The organism is Pseudomonas sp. S1_G07, assembly GCF_054668565.1.
In genome coordinates this window covers 3,904,757-3,931,510 of the sequence record NZ_CP162778.1, presented here as the reverse complement: position 1 = coordinate 3,931,510, position 26,754 = coordinate 3,904,757, and the positions used below count along the sequence as shown (strand labels likewise).

At 62.0% G+C, this 26,754-nt stretch carries 17 protein-coding genes; 3 read left to right on the top strand and 14 right to left on the bottom strand.

Translation table 11 applies throughout. From position 1 onward, the window contains the following. Nucleotides 1-91: 91 nt before the first annotated feature. The 9 genes from AB4O05_RS17920 to AB4O05_RS17880 all read right to left on the bottom strand — a co-directional run bounded on the left by AB4O05_RS17920 (nt 92) and on the right by AB4O05_RS17880 (nt 15,558). Complete coding sequence (locus AB4O05_RS17920) at nt 92-3,199, bottom strand: autotransporter outer membrane beta-barrel domain-containing protein (protein ID WP_460136237.1); 3,108 nt, start codon at nt 3,197-3,199, stop codon at nt 92-94. Between the two features lie 174 nt (nt 3,200-3,373). Further along, entirely contained in the window at nt 3,374-6,331 is a 2,958-nt protein-coding gene (gene eprS / locus AB4O05_RS17915) for an autotransporter serine peptidase EprS (protein WP_460136239.1), read from the bottom strand. A 30-nt stretch (nt 6,332-6,361) separates the two neighbouring features. Beyond that, on the bottom strand, nt 6,362-7,696 hold the full coding sequence (locus AB4O05_RS17910) for a TolC family outer membrane protein (protein ID WP_460136241.1): 1,335 nt from the start codon (nt 7,694-7,696) through the stop codon (nt 6,362-6,364). Nucleotides 7,697-7,698: 2 nt separating this feature from the next. Then, nucleotides 7,699-9,012: an HlyD family type I secretion periplasmic adaptor subunit gene (locus AB4O05_RS17905; protein WP_460136243.1), complete on the bottom strand. Its 1,314-nt coding sequence runs from the start codon at nt 9,010-9,012 to the stop codon at nt 7,699-7,701. Then, a complete protein-coding gene (locus tag AB4O05_RS17900; protein WP_460136245.1) occupies nt 9,009-10,760 on the bottom strand; it encodes a type I secretion system permease/ATPase in 1,752 nt (583 codons plus the stop codon). The genes AB4O05_RS17905 and AB4O05_RS17900 overlap by 4 nt, the downstream gene beginning before the upstream one ends. A 102-nt stretch (nt 10,761-10,862) precedes the next feature. Continuing rightward, the gene (locus AB4O05_RS17895) at nt 10,863-11,231 is read right to left on the bottom strand and encodes a protease inhibitor Inh/omp19 family protein (RefSeq protein ID WP_460136247.1); all 369 of its coding nucleotides are present in this window, start codon (nt 11,229-11,231) and stop codon (nt 10,863-10,865) included. A gap of 49 nt (nt 11,232-11,280) precedes the next feature. Further along, nucleotides 11,281-12,714 carry a serralysin family metalloprotease gene (locus AB4O05_RS17890; RefSeq protein WP_460136249.1) on the bottom strand — a complete coding sequence of 478 codons (1,434 nt, stop codon included), beginning with the start codon at nt 12,712-12,714 and terminating at the stop codon, nt 11,281-11,283. Between the two features lie 366 nt (nt 12,715-13,080). Then, the gene (locus AB4O05_RS17885) at nt 13,081-14,184 is read right to left on the bottom strand and encodes a DmpA family aminopeptidase (protein ID WP_460136251.1); all 1,104 of its coding nucleotides are present in this window, start codon (nt 14,182-14,184) and stop codon (nt 13,081-13,083) included. 9 nt (nt 14,185-14,193) lie between these two features. Then, entirely contained in the window at nt 14,194-15,558 is a 1,365-nt protein-coding gene (locus AB4O05_RS17880; RefSeq protein WP_460136253.1) for an APC family permease, read from the bottom strand. Nucleotides 15,559-15,757: 199 nt separating this feature from the next. Between AB4O05_RS17880 and AB4O05_RS17875 the strand changes: the two genes are divergently transcribed. Then, complete coding sequence (locus tag AB4O05_RS17875; protein ID WP_460136255.1) at nt 15,758-16,543, top strand: helix-turn-helix transcriptional regulator; 786 nt, start codon at nt 15,758-15,760, stop codon at nt 16,541-16,543. Between the two features lie 75 nt (nt 16,544-16,618). Here the strand turns inward: AB4O05_RS17875 and AB4O05_RS17870 are convergent, their stop codons facing one another. Further along, nucleotides 16,619-18,025 (bottom strand): NAD(P)/FAD-dependent oxidoreductase, encoded by a 1,407-nt coding sequence (locus AB4O05_RS17870; RefSeq protein ID WP_460136257.1) that lies wholly within the window; start codon nt 18,023-18,025, stop codon nt 16,619-16,621. A 234-nt stretch (nt 18,026-18,259) separates the two neighbouring features. On the opposite strand from AB4O05_RS17870, the gene AB4O05_RS17865 reads away from it, so the two are divergent. After that, nucleotides 18,260-18,532: a DUF1652 domain-containing protein gene (locus AB4O05_RS17865; protein WP_460136258.1), complete on the top strand. Its 273-nt coding sequence runs from the start codon at nt 18,260-18,262 to the stop codon at nt 18,530-18,532. Nucleotides 18,533-18,571: 39 nt separating this feature from the next. On the opposite strand, the gene AB4O05_RS17860 is transcribed toward AB4O05_RS17865, so the two are convergent. Then, nucleotides 18,572-21,019 carry a UvrD-helicase domain-containing protein gene (locus AB4O05_RS17860; RefSeq protein ID WP_460136259.1) on the bottom strand — a complete coding sequence of 816 codons (2,448 nt, stop codon included), beginning with the start codon at nt 21,017-21,019 and terminating at the stop codon, nt 18,572-18,574. A 219-nt stretch (nt 21,020-21,238) separates the two neighbouring features. Here AB4O05_RS17860 and AB4O05_RS17855 point away from each other — a divergent pair, with 219 nt between their 5' ends. After that, nucleotides 21,239-21,934, top strand: a complete 696-nt coding sequence (locus tag AB4O05_RS17855; RefSeq protein WP_460136260.1) for a pirin family protein — start codon at nt 21,239-21,241, stop codon at nt 21,932-21,934. A gap of 51 nt (nt 21,935-21,985) precedes the next feature. Here AB4O05_RS17855 and pgm read toward each other — a convergent pair whose 3' ends face one another. The 3 genes from pgm to AB4O05_RS17840 all read right to left on the bottom strand — a co-directional run bounded on the left by pgm (nt 21,986) and on the right by AB4O05_RS17840 (nt 26,550). Continuing rightward, nucleotides 21,986-23,629: a phosphoglucomutase (alpha-D-glucose-1,6-bisphosphate-dependent) gene (gene pgm, locus AB4O05_RS17850; protein WP_460136261.1), complete on the bottom strand. Its 1,644-nt coding sequence runs from the start codon at nt 23,627-23,629 to the stop codon at nt 21,986-21,988. Between the two features lie 99 nt (nt 23,630-23,728). Further along, entirely contained in the window at nt 23,729-25,135 is a 1,407-nt protein-coding gene (locus AB4O05_RS17845) for an aminotransferase-like domain-containing protein (protein WP_460136262.1), read from the bottom strand. Next, complete coding sequence (locus AB4O05_RS17840) at nt 25,132-26,550, bottom strand: hypothetical protein (RefSeq protein WP_460136263.1); 1,419 nt, start codon at nt 26,548-26,550, stop codon at nt 25,132-25,134. The genes AB4O05_RS17845 and AB4O05_RS17840 overlap by 4 nt, the downstream gene beginning before the upstream one ends. Nucleotides 26,551-26,754: the final 204 nt, after the last annotated feature.

Genomic DNA, 26,754 nt, shown 5'->3' with positions numbered 1-26,754 from the left:
CGCCTCGGTGCAACCGACCTACCGAGGTGCCTGCATCGCGGGCAAGCCCGGCTTCCACACAAGCCCGGCACCCCGCAAGGGTATGAAACCCTTAGAACGCCCAGTCGAGGCTCAACCCCACCCCGTGGACTTTTTCCTTGCTGGCCAGCAGGCCGTTGTAATCAAAGTTCACCCGCGCGTCCTTGCTCAACGCCAGGCTGACCCGCGCGCCCACCAATGCCGCATCACGCACCAGCGGCGCACTTTCCACCGCAAACGACGGCCCGCCCGCGGCGAACGCCAGGTGCTGTTCGGAATCGGTGCTGCTCAGGTTGTGCTGCCAGCCCAGGGTGCCGGAGACCTCGAGTTGCTGGTGGTCATTGACATTGAAGGTCTTCAACGCACGCATGCCCAAGGTGCTCAACACCACGTCACGGCTGTCGTCGCGACCTTTCAGCGCAGCGGCATCACCCTTTTCGGTGAAACCGTCGGTGTCCAGGTGCACGTAAGCCAGGTTGGCGAACGGCTCCAGGGCCAAAGGTTGCAGGTTGACGCGGTACGCCGCCTCGCCGAATACCTGGGTGCTGCTCGCGTCCACTTTGACTTTTTGCTTGCCGGAGACGTCGCCGTATTGCAGGTCGCGCTTCACGTCGGCGCGATGCCAGCTGTAGGTCGCACCACCACTCAGACGCAAGGCACCGATTTCATGCCCGGCGTACGCGCCAAAGTGGTAGCTGTCGACCGACGCCCGTGAATGGGTGTCGTTGCCCATGTTCAACGAAGTGTCACTGTAGCCGGCGACCAAGCCGATACGGGTCGCTTCGTCCAACGCGCCATCCACACCGGCAAGCATGCCGCCCAGTGATGTGGTGTAGCCTGCCGTGTCGCTGCGGCTGTCAGTCTTGCCCCACGCGCCCAACGCCTTGACCCACACGTTGCCACGGCTATCGAGGGTCTGGCTGCTGGCGCCCATCTCGCCATTGCGCAGGCGCTCGCCCACGGCTTCACGGACGTAACGGTTGTCATTGATCAACGCACTTTGCAGCGCCGGATAGATTTCGCCGGAGAGCTGTTGGAACGCACCTTGCGCCGAGGCTGCATTCGGCGCCAGCAACAGGCTTTCATACACCGCATTGCCCGCGCCCAATTGGTCAGCAGCAGCCGCCACAGCACGCTGGTTTGGCGTCACGGCCACACTGGCGAAGCTGCTGGTGCGCGCCACGTCCAGTTGCACGCCAGAGGCGGCGTAGTTCAAGGCGCCACCGACAAACAGGTAGTTCGACACTACCGCGCCGAAACTGCCGGTCACGCCGCCTGCGGCTTGCAGGATGCTGTACTGGCGACCGATCAGGCTGCCAGCCTGCGCATGGGTCTGCAGCGTCGGGCTGTTTTCCAGGGCCAGGGTCATGGTGCCGCCATTGAGCGTGGCGGTCCCCCCGGCGACAATCCGGTCACTGCTGGTCGGCGACACCTCCACCGCGTAGGTCGACCCTGCGTCAAAGGTGACATTCCCCGCCACATTCAGCGTGCCGATGGAATTACCCGGAGCCACGGTGCCGCCGCTTTTTGCGCTCAGCGAGCCAATGCGCCCCGAGCCACCGAGCACACCGCTCTGGCCGACGGTCACGTCGGAAGTGACCGAGCCGTTGATCGCCAGCAAACCTTGATTGACCAGGGTCGGCCCGCTGTAGGTGTTAGCGCCGGTCAGCAACAGCGTGCCGATGCCCTGCTTGGTCAGGCCGCCATGACCCGAGATAGCGTTGCTCCACACGTCCAACCCGCAATGCACATCCGTGCACAGGCGCTGGGTCGGTTTACCGGCATCCACCACGGCGCCCACGCCTGGCAAATCCGCGACGAACTGCCCGCTGCCATACGCCCCGTCGATACGGAACTCAGCCGGGATATCTTCGGCGGTGATGAACATCCCCGGCCCGTTGACCGCCTGGCCCAGGTTGATCATGCCCCAGCCGTACAGCGCGTCGATGCCCGGCGCGCCGAGGTCGGTGGCGGTGGTTTTGAGCACGGTGGAGATCTGCTCGCCGCTCATGTACGGGAAGCGCTCCATCAGCACCGCCGCGGCGCCCGCCACATGGGGCGCGGCCATGGAGGTGCCGTTTTTGTTGGCCCAGTCGGTGGTGAGGTTGCCAAGGGTGGTGCCGTTGATGATCGAGCTGAAAATCTTCGTGCCCGGCGCCGACACACAGAAGCTCGCCGCATACCCGCAGCGCGACGAGAAGGTGCTGATCACGTACGGGTTGGGGCTCGCGGTATCCGGGTTTTGTTGCAAGGCGGCGACCGACAGCCAGTTCGGTGCAATCTCCGGCACAAAGTACGCCAGGCCCGACATCGCATCCGGGTTATTGCGGTTGTAGTCGTTACCGGCGGCAAAGATAGTCAGCACGCCGCTGCGGGCCGCATCGATTGCGCCTTGATAAGCGCCACCGGCCAGCGTGCCGAGGATCGGCCGGATGTTATTGAACTGCGCCTGCGCTTCATTGACGGTGAAATTCGGGAACGCCGGATCGCGGCCGCCCTTGGCGTATTGATCGCCAATGCCAATGCCCCAGCTGTTGTTGATGATGCGTGCGCCGCTGGCGACCAGCCCATCCCAGCCGGCCTTGTACACCGCGCCGTCGTTGCCGAGGATGATCCCGTCTTCCGGCCCCGGGTCGCCGTTTTCCGCGCTGAGAATTTGCGCATTGAACGCCACGCCATGCATTGGCCCGCCGTCACGGTTACCGGCGGCAATGCCGCCGACGTGGGTGCCGTGGTTACCCAGCTTGCCATTGGAGTCCTGGGACGGCGTGCCGTCATAACGGAACGCATCGCCCGCCTTCACCGGAATATACGGGTCGGTGTATTGGCGGATGCCTTCGGTGACAATCGTCACCACCTTGCCGGGGCTGGCGAATTCCGGGTGCTGGGCGTATACCGGCTGGTCGAAGATGCCCAGCTTGACGCCCTTACCGGTGTAGCCGGCGGCATACGCGGTGTCTGAATGGATGGCGCCCAGCCCCCAGTCGGCCTTGAACTCGTTGCTGCGCCAACTCGCCGCGTCGCCCAATTTGCCGGTTTCCACATAGGGTGCGGCCTGGGCGGTCCCCAGGCTTGCCAGACAGCACAGCAACGCGCCGTATGGCACGCAGCTCAAGGCCTTGAGCGGATAGCCCGGGCCGGTGTGAGTGGCGGTAATCAACCCTGACTTGCGTTTTTTCACGATGACCTTCCTTAGTTTTCTTATTGCACGTGTGTAAATCGCTGTCTCTGCAGCACCGATGATCAATGTGGGAGCTGGCGTGCCTGCGATGAGGCTGTATCAGCTAGCAACTGCCGCACTGCCCCACCGCTATCGCAGGCAAGCCCGCGCCCTCTTTCTGATCTGCGCTGTCCTCTAGAACTGCCAGTTCAGGCTCAGCCCCACGCCCTGGGTTTTCGCGCGGCCACCCAACTGGCCGTGGTAATCCAGGTTGACCCGTGTGGCCTTGCTCAGCGCGAGGCTGGCCTGCACACCGACCAGTGCGGCATCGCGCAGCAACGGCGAACTGCGCACGGCAAATGACGGCCCGCCGGCGACAAACGCCAAGTGTTCTTCGGAATCAACCGCCGTCAGGCTGTGCTGCCAGCCCAGGGAGCCAGACAGTTCTAGCTGCTGGTGATCATTCAGAGGCAGGGTTTTCAGCGCCCGCAGACCGAGGGTGCTGAGCACGGCATCGCGTCGATCGCTGCCACGCTCAAGCGCTGCGCCAGCGCCTTTTTCGTGGAAAGAGTCACTGTCCAGGTGCACATAGGCCAGGTTGGCGAACGGCTCCAGCGCCAGTGGTTGCAGGTGAATGCGGTACGCGGCTTCGGTGAACAGCTGGGCCGTGCGCGCGTCCAGCTTGGTCTTTTGCTTGCCGCTGACTTCGCCGTATTGCAGGTCGCGCTTCACATCGCCGCGATGCCAGCTGTAGGCACCGCCGACACTGACGCGCCAGTCGCCCAGTTCACGCCCGGCGTAAGCACCGAAGTGATAACTGTCGATGGACGCCGACGAATGCGTGCCACTGCCCATGTTCAGCGAGCTGTCGCTGTAACCAGCCACCACGCCCACTCGGGTCTGCTCATCCAGGGCGCCGTCCACACCGGCCAGCAAACCGCCAATCGAGGTGGTCGAGCCTGCCGTTTCGCTGCGGCTGTCGGTCTTGCCCCAGGCGCCAAGCGCCTTGAGCCACAGGTTGCTTTCGCCGCTCAGCGGTACATGGCGCAGGCGTTCGCCCACGGCATCGCGCAGTTGCAGGCTGTCGTTGATCAGCATCGCGCCAATCGCCGGATAGATCTCACCCGACAATTGCTGCAAGCCCTGACGGGCCGTGGCCACCGAGTCCGACTGCAACAGGCTTTCATACACCGGGTTGCCGGCGCCCAGTTGCTCGGCCGCCGCCGCGACGCTGCGTTGGTTACGCGTGGCGGCGACGCTGGCGAAAGAAGCGTTGTTGCGCTCCACATCCAACTGCACGCCGTTGGCGGCGTAATCGAGGGTGCCGCCGAGGAACAGGTAATTCGGCAGCACTTGGCCAAACTGGCCCTGAATGCCACCCGCCGCCTGGAGGATGGTGTATTGGCGGCCGATCAAGCTTTGCACTTGGCTCTGGTTGAGCAGTGTGGGACTGTTTTCCAGCACCAGGCTCACGGTGCCGCCGCCGAGCACGGCTTTGCCGCCCGCGACGATGCGGTCACTGCTGGTGGGGGTGAATTCCACGGTATAGGTGGAGCCCGCGCCCAGGTTCACATCACCGGCCACCTGCAAGGTGCCTACGGAATTGCCCGGTGCCACAGTGCCGCCGCGGTTGACGCTCAAGGCGCCGAGGCGCCCGGAACCGCCGAGGGTGCCGCTATTGTTGACGGTCACCGCCGAGGTCAACGAGCCGTTCACTGCCAGCAGGCCGCCATTGACGCTGGTCGCACCGCGATAAGTGCTGTCGCCGCTGAGTACCAGGCTGCCGGCGCCGGACTTGATCAGGCTGCCCTCGTACACGCGGTTCGCCGCTGCCTGATCACGAGCAGTACCAACGGCGTAATCGGTCTGGTCCTGTTGGCCGGCATTTGCGCCCACGCCGTTCTGCCAACCCTTGTCGATCAGGGTTTGCTGCCAGGCGGTGTGCTCGGCGCGGTCTTCGGCCTGGCGCTGAACCAACGCTTGGTCGGAAATACCGTTGCTCCACACATCGCCCTGCCCGGCCGCGAGGTTGACGTTCATGCTGCCAAGCAATTGCCCCGGCCCGTGCATGGCCCGGCCGAGGTCCGGCACGCCCCAGCCGACGATGGTATTCGGGGCTTGAGTGACAGAACCGTCGAGCTGGGTGGCAGTGGTCAACAGCACCTGCAACGCCTGCTCGTTGGTCATGTACGGGTAGCGCTCCATCACCAGCGCCAGCGCGCCCGTGGCATGGGGTGCCGACATCGAAGTGCCGGATTTGACCCCATAACCACCGTCGGGAATGGTGCTGTTGATCAGCGCGCCGGGGGTGGAAATGCACCAGTATTTGGCGATCCCGCACTTGTTGTATTTCTGGTTATTCGCCTTGTCCAACCCCGACACCGCCAACCAGTGCCCTTCCAGTTCCGGCTGGAAATACGGCAACGCCGAACGCACGCTCGCGTTCGCATAACCGCTGTTACCGGCACTGAACACGTTGATAACGCCGGCCTTTGCCACGTCCGCCGCTGCATCCAGCCACGTGCCCTGGTTGTAGTGCTGGGCGTAGGCCGCGTGCAGGTCACCGAGGGTTTGGTAGCTGACGTCCTTGGGCTGGCTGCCCCAGCTGTTGTTGATGGCCCGCACACCGGAATCCACCAACGCGCTGTACACCGTCTTGAAATACTTGGGGTCCGGTGTCGGGCCAAACAGGAAGCTGTCGTTGGCGTTGGTATTGCCTACATAGATTTGCGCGTTGTAGGCCACACCGTGCATGCCTGCGCCATCTCGGGCGGCGCCCATGGTGCCGGTGACATGGGTGCCGTGGGAGTCGTTATTGGGGTTGAGCGCACCGGTGGTGCTGAACGGGCGGCCATCGACGTAAGTGCCTGTGGCGGTGACGGCGTGATAACGGTCTTTGGAGGCCTCGGGGTGATTGGGATCGAAGCCTGAGTCCAGCGCGCCGACCTTGACGCCGCTGCCGGTGATGCCGGCGGCATAGGCTTCATCCGCCTTCATGCGCCCCAGGCCCCAGTCGCTCTGGAATTCGGCGGAGCGCCAACTGGCAGGGTTACCGGGTTGGCCGGTCTCGGTATAGGCCGCCTGTGCCGCAACGGACAACAGGAGCAAGGAGCCTGCGGTAAACGGTTTGAAACGCGGTGAATCGTTGATCATCTAAACCATCCCTATTGTTTTTATAAGTGCTCATTTCACAGGGCCGAAGGCCTCATCGACTTTCGCAAGGTCGGTGTCGCGCAAGTTGCCCGCGTAGTAGTGCAATTTGGTCCAGGCCATCAGGTAGTCATACCGGGCCTGGGCCAGGTCGCGACGGGTGCTGTACAACTGCTGCTCGGCGTTCAACGCGTCGAGGTTGACCCGCTCGCCGCCGAGGATGCTTTGCTGGGTCGACACCACCAGCGCCTCGGCCGACGCCAGGGCTTTTTGATAGGCGCGCAACTTGCTCACCCCCGACAGGCAGGCGCTGAACTGGCGACGCAGCTCGATCAGGGTTTCGCGGGTTTTGCCTTCCAACTCGTACTCGGCCTGCTCCATGCTGCGACTGGCCTGACGGGTGGAGGCCGAGACGGCGCCACCGGCATACAGCGGCATGCTCACTTCGACGCCGATGGTGTTGGTGTCGTAGCGCTGGTTGTAGGTGTTGCCGCTGTCGGACTCCTGCTGGCGTGTACTGGCAAACGCGGTGATCTTCGGCAGATGCCCGGCGCGGTTGCGCTCCACTTCATAGCGCGCGACTTCGACCGCCTGACGCTGGGAAGCCAGCGTGGGGTTATTGCTGATCGCCAGTGCATGCCAGGTGTCGTAGTTGGCCGGGGTCAACGTGAAGGCGGCAAAGCTTTGGTTCAGCGGTGCCAGGTCATTGATGTTGACGCTCTGCACGCCGATCAACGCGCCCAGCTCGCGTAACGACGCGTCTTGTTCATCCAGCGCCTGGATTTCTTCGGCGGTGGCCAGCTCGTAGCGGGATTCGGCTTCGAGGATATCGGTGCGGGTGCCCTCGCCCTGTTGGAACAGGTGCCGGTTCTGCTGGAACTGCTGCTCGAAGGCCTTCTTTTTGGCGCGGGCAATGTCGATCTGGTCCTGGGCAAACAGCGCCTGGGTGTAATAGCTCAGCACCCGCACCAGCAGCGCCTGGCTCTTGTCGCGAAAGCTTTCATCGGCAAACAGCGCCTGGGCCACGCCCTTGCGGTAGTTGGCATAAGCTTCGTAGTCAAACAGCGGCTGCTGCAAGCTGAGCGTCGAGCCATAGCTGTCGTAGTTGCGGTTGTCGTGATAATTACCGCCGCGCCCGTCGGGCAAGGTGGCTTTGGAGTTGTTGCGGCCCTTGTTGTAGTTGTACGACAGCCTCGGCAGCAGCCCGGCGCGGCCGATGGTGCGGTTTTCCAGGCCAGCGTCGCGCTCCTTGATGGCGCCCAGAAACACCGGGTCGTTACGCAGGGCCTGCTCGTAGACATCAAACGGGCCCATGGCGGCCTGGGCACTGGTGCAGCTCAATAGCAAGGCGAAGAACACAGGCTTCATGCTCATTCCTCGGTCAACGCGGAGCCGGCGCGATCGAGCAGCGGCTTGAACAGATAATTGAGCAACGAGCGTTCGCCGGTGCGCACGAACATCTCGGCGGGCATGCCGGGCTTGATCACCAGGCCATGGAGTGTTTCCAGCGCCGCCTGGCTCACTGTGGTGCGCAGCACGTAATAGGGCGTGCCGGTTTTTTCATCGAGCATCTGGTCGGCGGAGATCAGGCTGACCTCCCCTGGCACCCGTGGGGTGCGGCTCTGGTTGAAGGCAGTGAAGAGGATGTCCACTGGCAAGTGGGGGCCGACCTTGTCCACCAGGTGTACCGGCAAGTGCCCTTCCACTTCCAGGCGAGTGTCCTGGGGCACGATCTCCAGCAGGGTTTCACCCGCGCGCACCACGGCGCCCTCAGTGTGCACGCCGAGGTTGACCGCGATGCCGTCCGCCGGCGCATTGATCTCGCTGTGTTGCAGGTCGAACCCGGCCGAGGTGAGTTGCTGCTCCAGGGTCAGGCTGCGCAGCTGCGCGTCGGCCAGCTGGCTGCGCACTTCCTTTTGATATTCCTCGCTGTGTTGCTGCAACTTCAGGCGCGACTCAAGGATGCCCTGCTCTACACGCCCGCTTTCGCCGGTGTTCTGCGCCAGGTCTTGCTGCACCTGGGACAGTTGGCGCTGGTATTCCATGAGCCGGTTGCGCGGGATGTAGCCGTTGTCGGCCAAGGGTTGCAGGTTGCTTAGTTGGTCACGCAGCGATTGCGCCTGGGCGGTCAGGTCGCTGCGGGCACGACGCATGCCGCTCAACTGTGAGGTGGCGCCGTCAATGTTCGCGCGGATACCGGCTTGTTCACGGGCAAAGGCTTCGCGACGGCTGCTGAACAGTTGGCGCTGGCCTTCCAGCACCAACGCCAACGCCGGGGCGGGGTTGGTACTCAGTTCGGCGGGAAAGGTGATGCTCGACTGGTTATCGCGCTCACTCTGCCAGCGCGCCACACTGGCCCAGGCCATGCGGTACTGGGCTTGCAGGGATTGCACGTCGGCCTGGTTCTGGGTCTGGTCGAGGCGAAACAGCGGCTGGCCCTGCTTGACCAGCTCGCCCTCCTTCACCAGGATCCGGCTGACCACACCGGGGCTGAAGGTTTGCACCGCCTTGCGCTTGCCCGACACCACCACCGTGCCTTGCACCGGAATGCCCTGGTCCAGCGGGGCCAGGCTGGCCCAGAGGAAAAACCCACCGGCGCCGACCAGGGTCAGCAACCAGCCCATGCGGACAAAGAAACCGGCGTCACGCTGTTCAAAACGGGGTTCAACAATAAGGCTGCTCATGCGCCTGGATTCCTTCCGGCTTGGTACTGACGGCTGAGGCTCACGCCGGCCTTTTCTCGCGGTGCTTCCTGCTGGCCCGACAAGGCGCGCAGGACTTCCTGGCTCGGCCCGAACGCCTGCAGGCGCCCTTCGTTGAGCACCAGCAGCTTGTCGGCCTGGGCCAGCGCCGAGGAACGGTGCGTCACCAGCACAACGCTGCTGCCCTGGGCTTTCATCTGCACGATGGCGCTGGCCAGTGCCGCTTCGCCGACGGTGTCGAGGTTGGAGTTAGGTTCATCCAGCACGATCAAGCGCGGGCCGCCGTACAGCGCACGCGCCAGCGCCACGCGTTGTTTCTGGCCACCGGAGAGGCCGCCGCCGTTGTCTCCAAGCACCGTGTCGTAGCCTTGGGGCAGGCGCAGGATCAGCTCATGGACACCGGCTTGTTGCGCAGCCTTGACCACGAGCTCAGGGTCGGCATCGCGAAAGCGCGCAATGTTGTCAGCGATGCTGCCGCTGAACAGTTCGATGTCCTGGGGCAAGTAGCCGATATGTGGGCCGAGGTCGTCACGGTCCCAGCGATGAATATCCGCGCCGTCCAGGCGCACAGTGCCCGCCAGGGTTGGCCACACGCCGACCAGCACGCGGGCAAGGGTGGATTTGCCCGAACCCGACGCGCCGAGCACGCCCAGCACTTCGCCCGTGCCGAGGTTGAAGCTGACTTGATGCAAGGTCGCCAGGCGCCGCCCCGGCGGGCCTGCGCTGACTTGCTCGAAACTGACCTGGCCTTTGGGCGCCGGCAACGCCATTTGCTCGACTTCCGGTGGAAATTCGCGCAGCAACTCGTCGAGGCGCTGGTAGGCCAATTTGGCCGAACTCCACTGCTTCCACACTGCAATCAACTGGTCGATGGGGCTGAGCACACGGCCCATGAGGATGGAGCCGGCGATCATCATCCCGGCGGTCATCTCGCCCTTGATCACCAAAAATGCGCCCAGGCCCAGCACCAATGATTGCAGGCACAAACGCAGGGATTTGCTCAGCGAAGTGATCACCGAGCCGGTATCGCTGGCCGTGTTCTGATAGCCAAGAAATTGCGAGTGCACGGCAAACCAGCGTTTGCGCAACGCGCCGAGCATGCCCATGGCCTGGATCGTTTCGGCGTTGTGCAAATGGCTGGTCGCCAACTGCGTGGACTGCTGAGAGAACGCCCCCGCCTCGCCCAACGGTTTTTTGGTCAGGTATTCATTCAGGCACGCCAGCGCGATCAGCAGCACCGCGCCCGCAGTGGCCAACACGCCGAGCCACACGTTGAACAGGAAAATCACGAACAGGTAGATGGGAAACCACGGCGCATCGAAAAACGCGAACAACGCCGGCCCCGTGATGAATTGGCGGATATGGGTCAAGTCGCCCAGGGACTGCCCTGCATGTCCCTGGCCACGCTGCAGGTTGCGTTCAAATGCGGCCTTGTACACACGCAGGTTGAAACGCCGCTCCAACTGGCTGCCGATGCGGATCACGATAAAACTGCGGAAGGCTTCCAGTGTGCCAATAAAGGCAAAGAAACCCACGACCATCAGCGTCAACATCACCAGGGTGGTTTCGTTCTGGGAGGACAGCACACGGTCATACACTTGCAGCATGTAAATCGATGGCACCAGCATCAGCAGGTTAATCAACGCGGTGAAACAGCCAATACTGATCAAGATACGCTTGTATTCACCCAGCGCTTTGAATAAAGGCGCGACGGCATGGGAGCTGGCCATATGTTCTGATCTTCCTTGAAGCAAATTACGCGCATAAGTTGCCCTAACCCTTAATAAGGGCCAGCCAACTAATAAAATCGAGTTATAGGCTTATAACGATAACTACGGTATTCGTTTTAGTTCAATAAGGCCGCCGGATCGGGTACGGGTCTGGTATTCACCGTCTTTCTGGCGATTCAAGTGAGCGATCCCGCTGCCTTCGGCATTGAATAGCCAGATACCGTCCGGCGTGGGCGACCAGGTCAGGGGTTTGTCCCCCAGCCATCGCGCGGCACAGGCCACATCGCCGCCCAAGGCATTCGCCTGTTCCAGCAGGTCGAGGGCGCACACCTGATCCTGCTGGTGCAACTGCCAATGCCCGGCCAATTGGGCGCTGGAGGGTAAAACAAGACTGCTCGCCATCACCTGGGCTCCCGCCGACACACACATCACCTGCAACACGCAGGCGATCAAGTTGAGAAAACGCTGCATCTTCACGCTCCATCCTGGAGGCGCGGCGTCGAAACGCCGCGCCCGTGCATCACGCCACGATGTCGCTGACGGCTGCCTGGCCGACGGTGGTGACGAGGAAGTCCGCCACGCCGTGCCCGGAGAAGTCGACCGCCAGGGTACCCAGGTTGGTGCCTGCCGCGTAGCTCAACACCGCGTCGCCGGCATGCCCGGTGAACGCGTTGACGAAGCTCAGGCCCGCGCCCTTGGTGATGCCGCTGAGGTCGATCTTGTCCGAACCGGAGGTGAAGTCAAAGAGCTTGTCCGCCGCCCCTGGCTTGGAATCGGAACTGGCACCGAACACAAAGGTGTCGCGGCCCGCCCCGCCCCATAGTTGGTCCGCACCGCCGCCACCATAGATCAGGTCGTTGCCGGCTCCACCCTTGATCACATTGGCCGCGTTGTTGCCGATGATCAGGTCATTGCCGGCGCCGCCGAAAGCGTTCTCGACGGTCACGCCCTTGGCGACGGACACGTTGCCCACCAGGCCGCCCACGTCGGAGAACGCGGTTTCATTGAGGTTGATCTTCTGGTTCTGGGTAAAACCGGAGAAGTCCAGGGTGTCGTTGCCGCCACCGTCCCATACCGAGAACACCAGTTTGTCGGCGTTGGAGGTGGCGCTGAGGAAATCACGCCCGGTGTTGGAGTTGAACCCGTAGGTGGTATCACCGGCGCGGGTGTTGAAGTTGGCACCGTAGAGCTTCTGGATCGCGGCGATATCGTCGATCAGCGGGCCTGAAGCGTAAGCCTCGACCCCGCCTTTGCTGAAGTTCTGCTGGGTGTTGCTCTCGCTCCAGTAACTCATGAGGCTGTAGCCGCGCGTGTCCTGTCCATAGGTCGCGTCGTTGTAGGTCGGGTTGCCGTTCCCGGCGTTGTAGTCGCCAGGGTGGGCCAGGCCGAGGGTGTGGCCGATTTCGTGGGTGAGGGTCTGCCGGCCGTAGTTGTTCAGGTCCGGGCTTTTGTTCGGCGTGTAGCTGTTGTTGGTCAGGTACCACGAGGTGCCGTCGTAACCCGCGCCGGTGCCGGGCAGGTAGGCGAAGGCCGCGGCGCCGTCCTGGCCGCTGCTGTAGTTGCCGAAGGTCATGTGCCCGTCGCCACCGCTGGCTTTCTCGGTGAAGGTGACGTTGGCCACGTCCGCCCAGGATTGCATGGCCAATGCGGCCTGTGCTTTCTGCTGGGCGTTGAACTGGCTGAAACCCGAGATGCCATGTTTGTTCAGGGTGCTCGAGGAGGCCGAGGTCAGGAAGGTGTAGGTCAGGTCGATCTTGCCGTTGCCGTCAAAGTCCCGGTACGCAGCGCCGTCGCGCAACAGCTGGGTGGCGGCCTGGTCAACGGTGTAGGAAGGTTTGCCATTAACCGTGAGGTTGCCGCCACGGTCATACAGATGGCTGAAGCTATCGATTTGCGAGTAAGCGGTGCTGGCTTGCGCCGCCGACACGATAGCCTTGTCTTTTACTTTTGACATAAACGTACTTCCTTGTTTGCAAGTGCATCAGTCTTTGTTCGATAGGAACCCCGCGGGCGAGATCGTCCTATCACTCGCCTCTTTTGAAGGCGTCATGAAACTGACATAACTTGAAATCTTTCGTCTACATCTATTTACAGGGTAAAAAACAAGCATCCCGACAACTAGAAGAAGTAGGGCTCCGTATTTATTGGGGCGTTTCGATTTTTGTCCGACAAAAAACCCCTGGACGTATTTAAATATTAAATAGCACTGATGCCGTTCAACTTGAGCGGCATCGTTGATAAAGGGATCCAATATATTGCCACGGTGGCATTGCAACATTAAACAGCCACTACTTTAACTAAGCATACAACCTGCCGCCCATTACCGGGCCACACTCCAGCCCGTTCTATGCAGTGCCTGCAACAGCGTTTCGCCAGCCAGGCCGAGCACACGTACGCCGTCGTCGGTGGTCATGTCCTCCCCGGCCAGGATGGCATTGATGATCGCCTCTTCCACCGCCTCCGCCGCAGCACTGAACAGCGGCGAGATATGGTCGTTGTTGACCATCTGCAACGGGCTGCTGAACGGCAGGCCTTGGCGCCCATAATCGGCGGGTGGCAGGTCCTGGTTGCCGGTGGCGAATGCCAGGAACAGGTCGCCGCTGGAGTCCTCGGTACCACCGCCGGTCCGGGCGATACCGATGGAGGCGCGTTGTGCCAGGCGCTGGCATTGGTGCGGCAACAAAGGCGCATTCGTGGCGAGGACCACCACGATCGAGCCCATGCCCGGCGTGCCGCGCTCGGCGAAAGGCGAGGCAATCTCCATGAGTTGGCGGCCCACCGGATAGCCATCGACCCGCAGTTCCTGGCGCTTGCCGTGATTGGCCTGTACCAGCACGCCGACGGTCCAGCCGCCCTGCTCCGCCGGCAAGCGGCGCGACGCTGTGCCGATGCCGCCCTTGAATTCATGACAGATCATCCCGGTGCCGCCGCCCACCGCCCCCTCCTGCACCGGGCCGCTCTCGGCATTGTTCAGCGCCTCGCGCACATGTTGCGGGCCAACATGCTGGCCCCAGATATCGTTGAGCAGGCCGTCATAGGTCTCCATCACCACCGGCATGCACCAATACACCGCCGGGTCCGCCAGGCGCTCGCGCTCCAGGGCGATCAGGGTGTCACGCACAATGCCGAGGCTGTGGGTATTGGTGATCGCCAGTGGCGTGGTCAACAACCCGGCTTCGCTGATCCACTCAAGACCGGTGGCATCGCCATTGCCGTTGAGCACGTGGTACCCGGCAAAGCACGGCTGTTGCCGCGCCTCCCCGGCCCGTGGCTGGATCACGCTGACGCCGGTACGCACCTGCTTGCCGTTGACACGGGTCTTGAGCGTGCTGTGGCCGACCCGGACGCCCGGTACATCGGTGATGGCATTCAACTCACCGGGCGTGCCCAGCCCCAGCGTGATACCTAATTGACGTGCCCGCATAACCACTCCTTACAATTTTTGGAAAACCGGACTCGACCGTCCGCTGATGCAGTAGAAAGTCACCGACAAGGCCAGCAAACCGATGATAATCATGATGTCGCGCACCGATGCCGCATAGAGCAAGGTCACCAGCAAATAACCCGCGCCCAGCACGGCCAGCAGCGCCGGCAGCGGCCACAGCGGCATGCGATACGGATGCGCGCGGTCACGCAGCAGCACCCGGCTCATCAGCGCGCTCAACGCCACCACCAGGTACACCAGAATAATCAGCAATACGCTGAACGACGTAAGGTCGGCCAGGTTGGAGCTGAAACTCAGCAGCGCCGACGGGATCGCCAGGAACAACGTCGCCAGCCACGGCGAGTCCCAGCGCGGGTGAATGCGCGTGAACAGCGTGTTGATGGCCGGCGTCCACAGTGCATCGCGCCCACTGCTGAACACCACGCGGCCGATCTGGATGACGATGGCGACGATGGCATTGAACACCGAAAGGAAGATCCCCGCGCTGACCAGGCGTGACAGGGCTTCATTGCCGTGACTGGTGAGCAGATAGCCAATGGGGTCGGGGCTGCTGATCATTGCGCTCAGGGACGGCGCACCGATCAATAGCGCGGTGATCGGCATCAGTTCGATCACCACCACCAACCCCAATGACCACAGCACCGCCTTGTGCACGCCCTTGCCGCCACATTTCATGTCTTCGGCCAGCAACACGGCGGGGCCATAGCCGTTATAGGAAAACAGGCCGATGCCCACGGCGCCGATCACCAGAGCCCAAGGCGCCAGGTGCAGCACGCCGTTTTCAACAATCTGTGGCTGGAACAATACGCTGGCAGGCTGTACCGGATGACCGAAACCGATTAACACAATGACCAGCAAGGCCGCCACTTCCAGCAGCAGGCAGGTGCCAGTTATCCAGGCGTTGAGCTTGATATTGAGGATGCCCAGGGCGTAACTGCATACCACAATCACCAGGGCGACGGTTTGCGCGTCGAATGTCGTGCCCAACGCGTTATTGAGATAGGTCGCGGCGCCGGTGGCCAGTACCGGCGGGATAAACAACAACATCACCAGCACCGTCAGGAAGGTCGCATAGCCGGCCATGCCGCCGAACACACGCTTGGCATACACATACTCACCACCGGCGCTGTTATGGGCACGCCCCAGTTCGGCGTAGCAAAAGGCAAACATCAGCGCGAGCACCGCCGCCATCACAAAGGCCAGGAACACCCCGCTGCCGGCCTGCTGGATGGCAAACGGCGCGATCACGAACACGGAACTGGCGGGCGTCACCGCGGAAACGGTAATAGCGACTACGTCGAAGACACTCAGGGTGGGTTTCAGTACGCCGTCGGGCGTGGGGGAAATACTCATATCGTTATCCTCTGTCGTTTTTCTTGGTGTGAGGCAGAAACGAAAAGTCTGGCTTTCGAGGGATATATTTCCCACTGAATGATGGCGACGTTATCGGCTGAGAGCATGTCAGCCAATCCCCCTATTGGCGTACTCCCCTTGACGGCACGGGGCAAAAACAGAACCCTTGGCCGATCTTTTGCTGGCGGGAGCCTGCCACATGAGCCTGTTTCGAGAAGCCGGTCTGCACGCCGGCCTGGGCCGCACCGTCACGCATATCGGCAGTGAGCGTTTCTGGAAACAGCTGGTGCTATTGCTACACCAGTGCGTGCCCTGCGATAACGCGCTGGCGATCTTCTACCCACGGGAGGGCCCACCCCAGGCCCTGGAAGAGTATGACGCCCAGCCGAGCAGCAAACCGGCATCGATGCTGGTGTACCTCAATGGCCTGTATTTGCTCGACCCGTTTTACCAGGCGTGCCGCGAGGGCACTGCCAGCGGCGTGTATCGCCTGGAAGAAGTGGCGCCGGACCATTTTCGCCAGAGCGAGTACTTCCTCAACTATTTTCACGACAACGTGCTGGAAGACGAGGTGCAATTCATCCTGCAACTGCCGGGCGCGGGGACGCTGTCGTTATCGTTGGGGATGCAGCGGCGTTTCAGTTTCGAAGAAACCGGGCTGATGACGACGATGGCGGCCTGGGTGTTGCCGCTGATGCAGCAGCATTGGCAACAGAGCACACGGCGCGTACCGGCCATGAACAGTCAGATCAGGGATGCGTTGAGCCAATTCGGTTGCGGCGTGCTCTCGGAGCGCGAACTGGAAGTCGCCCGCCTGGTGCTGCGCGGGTTCTCCTCCAAGGCCATGGCCGAACGGCTGAACATTTCGCCGGACACGGTGAAAGTGCACCGCCGGCATTTGTACGCCAAGCTGGACATCTCGTCACAGCCGGAGCTGTTTTCGTTGTTTATCCAGTCGCTGGGGCATGACCTGGAAAACCCCTGAATCTGATGGCCCTGTGGTGAGCTGTTGGCCGGCAACATCAGGGCAGCGCCGGTGTGTAGATGAACGATGGACGTCTTAGTGCATGAAACTTTCCATGAACCCGGCCAGGCCGCTCGCCAGCTTGCGGCGCCAAGGGGCCGAATGGGGGTTGGCCAACACCTGATCCTCATGGACGAAACTGCGAATGATCGCGTTGTAGCCCAGCCAGCGGCACGGTTCGGGCTCCCAGGCCTTGAGCGCGCCCAGGCCACGTTCGCGGATGACCCAAGGCTGGTGGGTCCGTGGCGTGTCGTGCCCGAGGATCAGGTCGGCCAGGGTGCGGCCACCGAGATGGCTGGCGCCCACGCCCTCCCCGCCATAACCGCCGGACAGCGCGATGCCGGTGCGGTGATCGCAGAGCATGTGCGGTCGGAAGTTGCGCGACATGCCAAGGTTGCCGCCCCAGGAATGGGTAATCCGCACGTGCTTCAATTGCGGGAACAGTTCGCCGAACAGGTAGCGCCGCAGCGCCACTTCGCTGTCGGTCAAATCGAAGTTGTGGCGCAAGTTACCGGCGAACTGATAACCGCCGCGAGCACCGAACACCAGGCGGTTATCCGCCGTACGCTGGCCATAGGTGACCTGACGGCTGCTTTCGCCAAAGGCCTGGCCGTGGCTCAGGCCGATCGCGTCCCAGGTGCTGGCGGGCAGCGGTTCGGTGGCGACGATCAGGCTCTGTACCGGCAATTGGTAACGCCCCAGCGGCGGCAAGGTGGTGGCGTACCCTTCGACCGCCGGCACTACCCATGCCGCGCGTACGCTGGCGTTGGCAGTCCGCAGGCTGCCGGACTGCCAACGGGTGACTGGGCTGTTTTCGTAGATCGCCACGCCCATGCTCTCCACCACCCGCGCCAGGCCGCGTACCAGCTTGGCGGGGTTGATGGTCGCGACATGGGGCGCATAGATACCGCCATAAGGCTTGGCGATGCGGATTTGTTCGGTCAACTGTTGCGGGCTCAGCCAGCGGTAGTCGTCTTCGGTGAGGCCTTGGGCATGCAGTGTGTTCAAGTAACGGCGCAGGCTGCTTTCCTGTTCCGGGTAGCGCGCGGCGCAGTACAGCGCGCCACCCTTGCGGTAGTCACACTCGATGCCCTCGCGGGCCAGCACCTGTGCCACTTCATCCGGGATGCCATGCAGCAGGTCGAACGAGGCCCGCCGTTGTTGCGGGGAGAGGCCAGCCAGCAGGCGGTCTTCGCCCAGCAGGTTACCCATCAGCCAGCCGCCATTGCGGCCCGACGCACCGAAACCTGCGGTCTGTGCCTCGATGATCGCGATCTTCAGCTCCGGGGCCTGGCGTTTCAGATAATAGGCAGTCCATAGCCCCGTGTAACCGGCGCCGATAATGGCCACGTCGACGTCCAGGTCGTGCGCAAGTGACGGTCGCGCTACCAGCGGGTCGCCCAACTGGTCCATCCATAAACTGATCGTGCGCCATGCCGGCATGCCAAGCTCCTCAACCTGATTTCGATAGACTGGACGCTGGAGCACGGGCCATCGGCAATGGCCCTTTGCCCTGGAATCCGCAGAACATGACACACATCAAGCTTATGGAAAGCAACCGCCGAACGGGGCCAAAAAACCCACATTGCACCTGCGAACGAATGCTATTTTTAACTTCTTCAACGCCATGACCAGTGAAGGTCCTGGCCCCCTGCCGCGAGCTAAAGGAAGCGCTCAATGAACAAGGTGGGCAACATGAATAAAGTGACGTTCCCCAACGCCTGCCAAATGATGCGCTGGTATTTTCATCCGATGGGCTTCGAGGGCAGCATGGATGCTCCTGGCAGTATGGTGGCCCGTCTGTTCGACCGCGCCAGCGGCGAAACCCTGATTGCCATCGCCGGCATCCCCTGCGCCACGGTGATGAATGCCGCCGATGTGGAGCGGATCATCGAGGCGGTGGAAGATGAGCTCGAGTCCTTTGTGCCGCCCCTTTCGTTGCGGGCCTGATCCAAGCAACGACGCGGAACAAACTGGGGGAACGGGCCTTCAGCCGCGCTGATCGTCAAAAAACGCCTTTTTGCCATCGACCCGCTCCGAGGCCCTGGGCACATTGACCGCTTGGCCTTCGGGTTTTTCCACGTACCAGTAGCAGTGGCTTACCGCCCGGGTAATACCGACATAGGCCAGGCGCAGCACCTCGTCCTGCTGCGCGGTGTCATAGGGCTCGCTGTCGCCATCCTTGCCCAGGCCCGCCATGCGATACACCTGGTTCTTGTAGGGCGAACGGGTCACATGCTGGCAATCCCCCAGCAGGAATACCGCATCAGCCTGCAGGCCCTTGGCGCTGTGATAGGTCAGTTGTTTCAGCCTGCGTGCGGCCGGCGGCAAGCTAGAATCCACATTAACTACAGACTGAATATGCTCTTTAATCAGTAGCTTATCGCTGCTTTTTCGATAGAGCATTAATATCGACTCGCCCTTTTGATAGTGTTCCAGCAACCGACGCCCCAGCGCCACGTCATCACGTTCCAGCACCTTGACCGGCTCCAGCGCCTTGGGCAGGCCGCTGGCCTTGGCCTTCTTGCCGGGGATCGCCGGAGCGGCGCGCACGATGTGCTCGGCGGCATCGATGATGTGCTGGTGGCTACGGTAATTCTCGCCCAGCATCACGCGGGTGGTGCCCGGCGATGGAAATTCCTTGTTGAACGCCATGAAGTAATGAGGCGAACTGCCCCGCCAGCCGTAGATTGATTGCCAATCGTCGCCGACACACACCAGCGAGGAATGCTGTGCGCCACGGCCCACATGCATGGCCGGCCCACGGCTGCGGATTTCGCGCAGGCTCGCGCGAAGCCACGAGACGATCTGCGGCGAAACGTCTTGGAACTCGTCGATCATCAGGTGCGACATTGGCCGCAGCAGTGGATCGCTGAGCAGCTTGAGATTTTCCGGGGTATTTTCGCCGAACAGCGAGAACATGCGGTTGTAGGTCATGATCGGCGGCGACTGGTCGAGTAAGTGATCTTCCAGGGCCTTCCAGAAAATGCTCAGGGCTTCAAAGAAGCAACGGTCCGGATCGTCCTTGGCGAAGCTCATCTGGCCCACGGCGGTCGGTACGTCCAGGCCAAGGTTCTCGATAAAGCCGGCGGCCATGACGAAGCTGTCCAGCAGGGGCGCAGCGCTCAGCTCACCCTTGACCTTGTAATCAAAGCCAGGCCCGGCGCTGGCGTCACCGGCCAAACTGCTTAGAAGCCGCTTTGATGAGTCATAACTATCAAGCCATATCAACGGCTTACGACAGAAAGCTTGAAACAGGGTGCGTTTTACCGCCCATTCCGCGCGCACTGACAGCTTGGCGTTCGGCCGACTGACCTGGGGGTTTTCCCGTGAATCGAATCCCAGCACCACCCAGGCGTCCAGGTCGGGAATGTAGCCATGGCAATGGAACTGCGCGCCATTGATCTCGACGGTCTGGCGATTCGGCTCAATGCCCTTGATCGGCCAGGCACCGGCGCGAAACCACAGGTCCTCGATCACATCGCACAGTTCTTCATCGCGCTTGGCGGCCAATTCGGTCACCGCGATACGCTTCTGCACATCCGGATGGTCACGCTCCAGCTCCTTGAGCTGCAGGCCATGGCGGGCCAACGGCGCGATCAACTCGCGAAAGCGCGCATGCCGACCGTGCAGCCGGTGATAGCAGGCATTCAGCTGTTGGCGCTGCGCGTCGCTGATGCGCAGATCGAAGGGGTTGCTGTCAGCCTCGTCAAAACCGCTGCTGAGGTTTTCGAAGGCTTGCAGGCGTTCAAAGCCCGGCAGGCTGCGCACCATCGGCAGGATGCGTGAGTGAAAGGTGCGCACCACGGCCTGGGCTTCTTTCAGGTCAAGGGGTTGGCCCCATAAGCTGAGCACTTCCATCAGCTTGTTGATGAAGTCTTTGCGCGACTCTCGGGTAAAGGTCACCACCGTCATCGAGCTCAGTTCAAAACCCAGGTAATGGGTGAGCAGCAGGATGCGCAGTACCAGAGAAGTGGACTTGCCCGCGCCGGCGCCGGCAATGACCGAGGTGGACGGCGTATCGCTGAAGATCATCTTCCACTGCGCCGCGCTGGGTTGGGCCTGGGCCGGCAACAGGCGGGCTACATCGGCCTTGATGCGCTTCTTCACATCGGCGGTCAGGGGCAGGCGCCAATCATCGAACAGGCTGTCGTCGATACCCGGGGCGCGATGTTCGTCGGGGCGAAAGTCACGGATCAGCAAGACCTGTCGACCTTCCTCGAGACCCTCGGCCTTGCCCTCGCGATAACCGTATTCAACACCGGCTTCGTGCCCGCTGCGAAAACCATCGGCTTGCCCGTGCAACCAGGAAAACCGGTGTTGGGCGCGTAAACGCGTCAGGCCGTGCCCAAACAGGCGCGCCGCCAGGCGCTTGAGCAGTGGCATTTCGGCCAGAGGCAGCAGATCGGGGGGCAAATCAGGCTTTTGTTGCGACACGCGGACTCCGGCGGTGAGCTGGGTTTTGACAAGTGCGCCATGGTCGCTGGAATTGACGCTCAGTTCCAGCCAATTGCTGTGCTGTCATGCAGTTAGGTGATGAAGTGAAAGTCAAAGCGCCATTAATCAATCGGGTTAACTGATAGGAATCAGGCATTTTTTACGCTTTTTATCGATGATGACCTGACGGATGATAGGTGCCATCAACAGGAGGCAATCATGCTTGAACTTCGACCTTTCAGCGCCTTGGGCGGTGCCCATCATGGCTGGCTTGACGCTCATCACCATTTCTCGTTCGCCGAGTACCACGACCCCAGGCGCATGCATTGGGGCAACCTGCGGGTGTGGAACGACGACATCATCGCGCCAGGCACCGGTTTCCCGCAGCACCCGCACCGGGATATGGAAATCATCACCTATGTGCGTGAAGGTGCGATCAGCCATGCCGATAACCTCGGCAACCAGGGCCGCACCGAGGCTGGCGATGTACAGGTGATGAGCGCTGGCACCGGGATCGCCCACAGCGAATACAACCTGGAGGCCACGCCGACCAAGATTTTCCAGATATGGATCATCCCCAATGAAGCCGGCCTGCCACCTTCCTGGGGCGCCAAGCCGTTTCCCAAAGGTGAGCGCGAGGGTTTTGTGACCCTGGCCAGTGGCAAGGCCGGGGACAGCGAAAGCCTGCGCATTCGGGCCGATGCGCGCCTGGTGGCGGCCAACCTCAAAGCCGGGGAAAGTGCTGAATACCGACTCGATAACGGACGCCGTGCTTATCTGGTGCCCGCCACAGGCGTGATCGAAATCAATGGCTTGCGTGCGCAAGCTCGAGACGGTGTGGCGGTGGAGGATGAGCAGCTGTTGCGAGTGACGGCGATTGAAGACAGCGAGATCGTACTGGTCGACCTGGCCTGATATTTCCCGTCACCCTGTAGGAGCGAGGGGTGACGGGATTGCGGTTAGGGGTTACTGGCTGATTGCGCCATCCACCAATACCTGCGCCTCTTCTACCAGTTTTTGGAGGTGATCTTCGCCAATAAAGCTCTCGGCGTAGATTTTGTAGATGTCCTCGGTGCCCGATGGCCGCGCGGCGAACCAGCCGTTTTCGGTCATGACCTTCAAGCCGCCAATTGCCTGGTTATTGCCCGGAGCATGGCTGAGGATCTGCTGAATGCTCTCCCCGGCCAATTGAGTGGAGGTCACCTGCTCCGGCGACAGTTTGCCCAGCAAGGCTTTCTGCGCCGGAGTGGCCTTGGCGTCGACACGGATGGCGAACGGCTCACCCAACGCGTCCGTCAGGCCCCGGTAAATCTGGCTCGGGTCCTGGCCTTTGCGCGAAGTCATTTCCGCCGCCAGCAGCGCCGGAATCAAGCCGTCCTTGTCGGTGCTCCACACCGTACCGTCCTTACGCAGGAACGAGGCACCGGCACTTTCTTCACCGCCAAAACCCAGCGTGCCTTCGAACAGACCATCGGCAAACCACTTGAAGCCCACCGGCACCTCATACAGGCGGCGACCAATACGGGCCGCCACGCGGTCGATCAAGCCGCTGCTGACCACGGTTTTGCCCACGGCCGCATCGGCGCGCCAGTCCGGCCGGTTCTGGAACAGGTAGTCGATCGACACCGCCAGGTAGTTGTTCGGCGCCAGCAGGCCGCCGGACGGGGTGACAATGCCATGACGGTCGTGGTCCGGGTCGCAGGCGAAGGCCACGTCGAAGCGTTCCTTGAGGCCGATCAACCCCTGCATGGCGTAGCTGGAGGACGGGTCCATACGGATCTGGCCGTCCCAGTCGACGCTCATGAAGCGGAACGTGGCATCGACTTCAGTGTTCACCACGTCCAGGTTCAAGCGGTAGTGCTCGGCAATCGCCGACCAGTAGCGCACCCCTGCTCCGCCCAATGGGTCGACGCCCAGGCGCAGATCGGCGCTGCGGATCGCGTCCATGTCGATCACATTGATCAGATCAGCCACGTAGCTGTTGAGATAGTCGTGGCGGTGAGTGGTGTCGGCCTTGAGTGCCTGGGCGTGGGTGATGCGCTTGACCCCGGCCAGCTTGTTGGCCAGCAGTTCGTTGGCCTTGGCTTCGATCCACTTGGTGACGTGGGTGTCGGCCGGGCCACCGTTGGGCGGGTTGTATTTGTAGCCGCCACTTTGCGGCGGGTTGTGGGATGGCGTGATGACAATGCCGTCAGCCAGGCCGCTGGTGCGGCCCCGGTTGTAGCAGATGATGGCGTGGGAAATCGCCGGGGTCGGCGTGTATTCATCGCCTTCGGCCAGCATTACGTGCACACCGTTGGCTGCCAGGACTTCCAGCGCGCTGGCGCCGGCGGGGGTTGACAGTGCGTGGGTATCCAGGCCGACAAACAGCGGGCCGTTGATACCTTGGGCTTCACGGTACAGGCAGATGGCCTGGCTGATGGCGAGCACATGCCACTCGTTGAAGCTCAGTTCGAACGAGCTGCCGCGGTGCCCGGAGGTACCAAAGGCCACGCGCTGGGTGGAGATTGCTGCATCAGGCTGGCCGGTGTAATAGGCCGTGACCAGTCGCGGGATATCCACCAGCAACTGGGCTGGCGCCGGCTTGCCCGCAAAAGGACTGATTGTCATGCATAAACCTCGAAAAAGAAGGATTCGGAAAAAAATGGCAGTTTACTGAGAGTTCGACTACGACGCGACGTTATAAATCCTACGACACCAAGAGAAACTTCACGCAGTCTGCGCTTGTCGCAGGGCGTCGCTCAAGGCGGCCAGGGCAATATCCAGGTTAGGTTGCCCATGAAAGGTATGGCTCAGCCGCAAGTGCTGATGATGCAAGCCGCTGACGCTGAATAGCTCGCCGGGTGCAATCACCACCTGGCGGGCCAGCAGACGCTGGAATACCTGGCGCATGTCCACCGCATGACGCGAGCGCAGCCAGAACGCAGCCCCGGCGGCGGGCAGGCAATACGCGACCTGCCCGCCCAGGTGCTGCTCCAGGCGCTGACACATCTGCGCGGCCTGCTCGCTCAGTAGTTGGCGCAATGTACGCAGGTGCTGGTCGATCCGCCCGCTCTGGTACAAGCGCGCGATGGCGCGTTGGCGAATCGATGACAAGCGGAATGCGCGCAACAGGAACTGGCGTTGCAATTCATTGTTCATGCGCCGGGACAGCAGGTAACCGTAGGGGGCTTCCGAACCGAGTATTTTCTCGAACGAGGAGAACACGATCAGCCGCTCCGGGTTCACCAGTTCGCGTAACGCCGTGTGCCGGGCTTCAAAACCCAGCTCGCCGAAGGTGTCGTTCTCCAGCAGCCAGCAACCGTGTTGCCCGAGCAGCTGTGCCAGGTCCAGGCGGTCACGCAGCGGCATCGTCAGCCCCGACGGCAAGCTTACGGTTGACGAAAACAACACCAGGTGCACCGGTTCATCGCGCAACAGTCGATCCAGGGCGGCCCGGTCCAGTCCGCCCTCCGGCGTCCAGGGCAGCTCAAGGATGCGCACCCCGGCGTCCTGCAGCAGACGCAGGATCAGCCAATCGCAAGGCGACTCGACGATCACCGAGGTGCCCCTCAGGCCCAGCACCTCGATCAGGATATCCAGCACACCGCGCAAGTCGGCACCGATGTAGACGTCATCGGCATGCCAGCAACGCGTGGGCGACGAGGTATAGCGTGCCGCCAGCACTGCACGTAACTCCCACACGCCGCAGGGCTGGGACCAAGGCTGCAAATGCTGCGGATATTGGCGCACCAGCTCCCGCTCCAGGCGTAACAAGGCGCCATCCAACGAGGCCAGCAACGCCGGCTCATCGCCACTGAGCACCGCCATGGCGGGGCGTCGGGCCGCGGCGTAGAGGCGGTCGAGCAAATCCCCACCGGCCCAGGCCGAGGGGCTGGCCGACATCGGCCAGGCGTAATAACCCGACTTGGCCACCGAATACACCCTGCCCTCCTTCTCCAGCAACGCGTAGGCGTACTGGATGGTCGAGATCGACACGTTCAAGCGCGTGGCCAACTGCCGCAGCGACGGCAGCTTTACTCGCGCATCGGTACTGACTTCGTTGATCAGGTTGATGAGGTAGCGATAAACCGCCTGATAGGCGAAATCTGCCTGTCGTTCGCCGCGCAGCATCATCGGCCGGACAATTGCGCGGCCGTTGCGGCGCCGTGGGGTACAGGGGCACCCCGCATGCCGGTGGCGCTGACCGGCGGCCGTTTTTGGTAAAGGTGCTGCAACAAGGGCATCGGCAAGCCACTGGTGTCGGTGACCCACTGTTGCAACATCTCGGCGGACGGTTTGCCCTGCAGCACCTTGTGCAGCTCGGGCAGGGCCACCAGCATTCCCGGGTGGCATTGGCGCAAATACCCTTCCAGGCGTTCGCCATGGTGGATAAACGGCGAGCACAACAAACAGCTCAGTTGCGTGTCGTCCAGACCGAAGAACGCTTGGGCTGCGGTACTTGCGAGCGTGCGACCTTCCGGTGTCGCGGCCTGGGCCGGGAACGCTTCAGGCATATGCACGCGCCGCATGTACGCCTGGGCCTGCTGGAGGAAGCCTTCGACCCCGTCTTCATAGTCCAGCTCACGCAGGCATTCGGCCTGCAAGCCGCGCAGATGCGCCATCAATAAGGGATTGCAATAGGCCGGTTGGCTGAAGTGAAAACCCAAGGGGTCGGGGGTATAGGCCATGAACTCGGTCAACAGGGATGTCTTGCCCAGATCGACGTCCTGCAGCAGGTCGGCGACGTTGATATAGGCCAGGTGGCGATGGCTGGTCTTGCTGGGGTGCTGGCTGGCCACGTAATGTTCGCCGAACACATCGCGATAGTAATCGGCGCTCCATTTTTCCATGTGCGCGAACAGTTCGTTGAGCGAGGCGGGGCGTTCGTTGGAAACGGCGACGCCAGCGCCCTGTGCCGTTCTTTTCAACCAGGCCAGAAACCGGCCTTGCTTACGCGGCGAGTCACCGCTGACCAGCGCGTGAACGCCACCGTTGCAGGTCGTGACACGCTGGTAGAAATCCCCCAGGGCCAGGTAAGTGTCATTACACACCGCCGCGCGGCAATCCCCGGCGCTCAGGTGGCCCGCCATCAACCTATTGCGCTGGCTGATTTCCCGCCCGACCGCCGACGCCGGGCGCAGGTGATTGAAAGGCAGTACCTCCTGGTTTTCCACCATCAACAACTCGACACGTGAATCATCGTGAAGAAACAGTCGCCCATAGCCGCGATTGAGGGTGTCGAGCTGGTCCTGCGTCATGCCCGCGTGCCGCAGGGTCGCTACCCGCAGTTGAAAGGTGCGCGGCGCCCGACCGGCGAGGGTCAATTGCGCCGCACGCAGCAACGCCAGGGTGTAGCTGCTGACTTCACCGCCTCCATGGGCGACCAGCACCTTGAAATCACCCACTTGCTCGATGCCTCCCGCCGCCACGACTATGCGCTGGACCACCAACTGGAGTGCCGTACGTCCCGAGCGCGTAAAGTGCCCGATCAAACGCTGCAGAACCTGTTGGTAAACATGGTTCATAGCCTGTTCGTGAATAGTGCTCATAGTTCTACTACCTGAGTTTAAATATCAGTTTCAAGCAACTGCTGACAGTATTTGCTCGACCTATTGCATGTGCAGGAAAATCGCGCGCCACCGTTGTGCGCCGATGAATAGACACTAGCATCGCGCAACAAAATGACCTGAGTTACCCAGAGGGCGCCCGGCGCGACTCGTCCACCCGCAAGCCCCGGTATACAAGGGGTTGAT